Origin of the sequence: Protofrankia sp. Cr1, assembly GCF_963555865.1 — a bacterium.
In the GTDB taxonomy this organism is placed as follows: domain Bacteria; phylum Actinomycetota; class Actinomycetes; order Frankiales; family Frankiaceae; genus Protofrankia.
Genome location: NZ_CAUVXO010000057.1, coordinates 935 through 5,091, shown reverse-complemented (window position 1 = coordinate 5,091; position 4,157 = coordinate 935). Strand labels below are relative to the sequence as shown.

Genomic DNA, 4,157 nt, shown 5'->3' with positions numbered 1-4,157 from the left:
GCTGCCGATACCGCGTCGGGAGCGCTGGCAACCGCTGCGTGCCGGTCTGGTGGACCTGTTCTATTACGACGTCGAGGAGTTCCACTTCCACGACGGCCGGTTGCTCCTGCGCGGCAACAACGGCACCGGCAAGTCGAAGGTGCCGCGTTGACCCTGCCGTTCCTGCTCGACGGTGAGCTGGCCGCGCACCGGGTCGAACCCGACGGCGACCGCAACAAGCGGATGGAGTGGAACCTGCTGCTCGGCGGCAGGCATCCGCATCCCGAGCGGTTGGGTTACACCTGGCTGGAGTTCGGCCGGCTGCGCGCGGATGGCGTGGCCGAATACCGCACGATCGGTGCCGGCCTCAAGGCGGTGGCCGGGCGTGGCATCGCGCGGCACTGGTTTTTCGTCACCGGGCAGCGGATCGGCCCGGAACTGTCACTGATCGGCCCGACCCGGGTGGCGCTGACCCGGGACAAACTCAAAGACGCCGTCGACGGGTCCGGCATGGTGTACGACACGGCGTCGGACTACCGCCGGGCCGTGGATGAGGCGCTGTTCGGGCTCGGCGGGCACCGGTACCAGGCGCTGGTCAATCTGTTGATCCAGCTGCGGCAGCCGCAGTTGTCCAAGAAGCCCGACGAGAAGCTGCTCTCCCGCGCGCTCACCGAGGCGTTGCCGCCGCTGGACCCCGCGTTGGTGACCACCGTGGCCGAGGCTTTCCGCGGGCTGGACGAGGAACGCGAGGCGCTGCGCGGTCTCGCCGAGGCCAAGACCGCGGCGGACGCCTTTCTGACCCGCTATCGCCGCTATGCCGCCGTCGCCGCCAAGCGCCGCGCCGCCGCGACAGGCCAACAGCCGTTACGAGCAGCTCGGCCGGGAACTGGGTGAGGCCGACGCGGCGCACCGCGGCGCGACGCAGGCGCTTGTCGCCACGCACCAACGGCTGGAAGAGCTGGCCGACGCCAGGGCCGCGTTGACGGCGCGGCGCACCGCCTTGCAGGACAGCCCGGAGATGCGTGACGCCGAGGCGTTGCGGACCGCGGGCGAGGATGCCGACCGCCTCGGCCGGTTCGCGGCGGAGCGGAGGACCGAGAGCGCCGCCGCCGACGACATCGTCGGGCAGCGGGAAACCCAGCTCGTCGCCGCCCGGCGGACCGCCGAGGCGGATGCGGCGGCCTGCCAGGCCGTGCGGACCACCGCAGCCCGCGCCGCCGAGGCCGCCGGGGTCACCGACCGGCACGCCGCGGTCCTGGCCGACCTCGACAGGGATCAGCCGCCGTACCCGATCGCCACCCGGGCGGGTGCCGCGCTGATCGAACGGCAGGCCGGCGCCGTGGCCAGCCTGAACACACTGCTGGCGGCGGCGGCGACCGCGGCGACCGCCGAGGCGGCGCTGCGCGCGGCCCGCGACGAGCTGGAACGGATCATCGGTGAGCAGCAGGCCGCCGCGGAGCGGATCGCCGCGGCCGAGGACCTCACCGTGGCGCACAGCGCCGAGCTTCTCGCCGCGTGCGCACGCTACCTGGCCGGCACGGCGTACCTGCGGGTGGCCGACGCCGACGGGCTGCTCGCCGTCATGGAAGCATGGGTGGAAACCCTTGACGGCCCCAACCCGGTGACAGCGGCCGTCGACGAGGCGGCCCGGGCCGCCACCGCCGAACTCGCTCGCCGCCAAGCCGACATCGACGCCGAGCGCGCGGGCGTCGACCGGGAGCGCGAACAGCTCGAGGCCGAGATCGCACGGCTGGAAGCCGGCGGCCACGACGCGCCGCCGATTCCCTACACCCGCGACAGCCAGACCCGCGACGGCCGGGCCGGCGCCGCGCTGTGGAAGGTTGTCGACTTCGCCGCCGACGTGCCCGACGAGCATCGGGCCGGCATCGAGGCGGCGTTGGAGGCGGCCGGGATCCTTGACGCGTGGCTCGCCCCGGACGGTCGCCTACACGACACCGTGACCGACGACGTCCTGCTCGCCCCGGGTCGGCCGGCGCCGGCCGGCGGGCTCACCGCCATGCTCGCCCCGGCGATCGACCGCGCCGATGCCGGCGCGGCCATGCTCGCCGACACCGCGGTCAGCGCCCTGCTGGCGACGATCGGTCTGGGTGGCGGCGCCAGGACATCGGGTGATGGATCCGGAGCATCGGGTGATGGATCCGGAGCATCGGGTGAGGACTCCGGGACTCTGGCTGACGGTGGCGGAACGTGGGTAGCCGTCGACGGCCGGTTCGGCAACGGGGTGTTGACCGGCTCCTGGCACAAGGACGCCGCCGGCTACATCGGGGAGGGTGCCCGAGAGGCGGCCAGGCGCGTCCGCCTGGAGCAGCTGCGGACGGAGCTGGCCCGGATCGAGCAACGGCTGCGCGAGCTCGCGGCGACCGCGGCCGAACTGAGTGGGCGCCAGCGTTTCCTGGCCGCCGAGCACCGAGCGCAGCCGGCCGACCGGGAGCTGCGTGAGGCTCACGTCAAACTCGCCGGCGAGCACGAGGTCAGGCGACGTGTCGACGCGCGGCACGCCGAGGCGGTCACGATCGTGGCCGGCCGGGAGGCCCACGCGCACACGGCGCGGGCCGCCGCCGGCGAGTTCGCCGCCGATGTCGGTCTGCCCGCAGACGCCGTCGCGCTTGACGCCGTCCGGGCGGCGGTGGGCGACTACCGGGTGGCCCTGGCCGGGCTGTGGCCGGCGGCGCAGGCGTTGGACCGGGCGCGCCGCGCCGCCGCCGATGCCGAACGGGAGGTCGATCTTGCGGTGGAACGCCGCGAACGGGCCGGGGCGGCGGCGACCCTGGCGCGCGCCCAGGCCGACGTCGCGGCCGAACGTCACCGGGTCCTGGTCGAGACGGCGGGCGCCGGCGTCGAGGAGCTGTACCGCACGCTCGCCGCGGTCGCCGCCGAACTGGTCCGGTGCGACGAGGACGAGAAGGCGGCCCGCGTCGCGGAAGGTGCGGCACGAGATGCGCGCGGCAAGGCCGAGGGCCGGCGTGAAACCCTCCAGGGATCGATCGCCACCGCCGCCGCCGAACGTGACCATGCAGTTGAGGAGCTGCGAGCCTTCGCCGCCACCGGCCTGCTGGCCATCGCCGTGCCCGAACTGGAGACCCCGGACCCGAGCGAGCCGTGGGCGCCGACACCGGCCGTCATGCTCGCGCGTGCCGTCAACGCCGCACTGGACGGGGTCGACGACGCCGACCGTCGCTGGGAGCTGGTGCAACAGCGGGTCTCGACCGAACACAAGGTGCTCACCGACGCGTTGTCCCGCCACGGCCATTCGGTTGGGATGACCGTACGCGACGGCATCATCGTGGTGGACGTGCTGTTCCAGGGCCGCAAGCAGGACATTCCGACCCTGGTGGCCGCGCTGGAGACCGAGACCGAGCAGCGGGCGACGCTGCTGTCCGCGAAGGAACGCGAGATCCTGGAGAACCACCTCGTCAACGAGGTGGCGGGCACCCTCCAGGAACTGATCACCGGCGCGGAGGAGCAGGTCAAGGCCATCAACGGGGATCTGGCGGAGCGGCCCACATCGACCGGGATGCGGCTGCGGCTGCAGTGGCGGGCCGCCCGCGGGGCACCCGTCGGGCTGGACCGGGTGCGTGACCGGCTGCTGCGCCAGACCGCCGACGCCTGGAGCGCGGCGGACCGGGCAGCGGTGGGAGCCTTCCTCCAGGAGGAGATCAACCGGGAGCATGCCGCGGACACATCCGGCGGCTGGGCCGAACAGTTGACCCGCGCGCTGGACTACCGGACGTGGCACGAGTTCGCCATCCAGCGCTATCAGGACGGCCAGTGGCGGGCGGCCACCGGGCCGGCCTCCGGTGGCGAGCGGGTGCTGGCCGCGTCGGTGCCCCTGTTCGCCGCCGCGTCGTCGTTCTACACCTCTTCGGGTAACCCGAATGCCCCGCGCCTGGTCGCACTGGACGAGGCGTTCGCCGGGGTGGACGACGACTCGCGCGCCAAGTGCCTCGGGCTGCTCGCCGCGTTCGACCTGGATGTGGTGATGACCAGCGAACGGGAGTGGGGCTGCTACCCGCAGGTCCCGGGTCTGGCGATCGCGCAGCTCGCCCGTAGGGACGGCATCGACGCCGTGCTCGTCACGCCGTGGCGCTGGGACGGGAGTGAGCGGGTGCGGGTCGAACGCCCGGTGCCCTACCTTCCCGAACCGACGCCGACGCCGA

The 4,157-nt window shown here is 73.6% G+C and carries 2 protein-coding genes; both read left to right on the top strand.

Translation table 11 applies throughout. The annotated features are described in order from the left end of the window. Positions 1–147 precede the first annotated feature (147 nt). A complete protein-coding gene (locus U9980_RS07670; RefSeq protein WP_322767300.1) occupies positions 148–873 on the top strand; it encodes a hypothetical protein in 726 nt (241 codons plus the stop codon). Next, positions 794–4,157 (top strand): TIGR02680 family protein (locus U9980_RS07665; protein ID WP_322767299.1); only part of this gene is annotated, 3,364 nt, incomplete at its 3' end. The genes U9980_RS07670 and U9980_RS07665, both read left to right, overlap by 80 nt.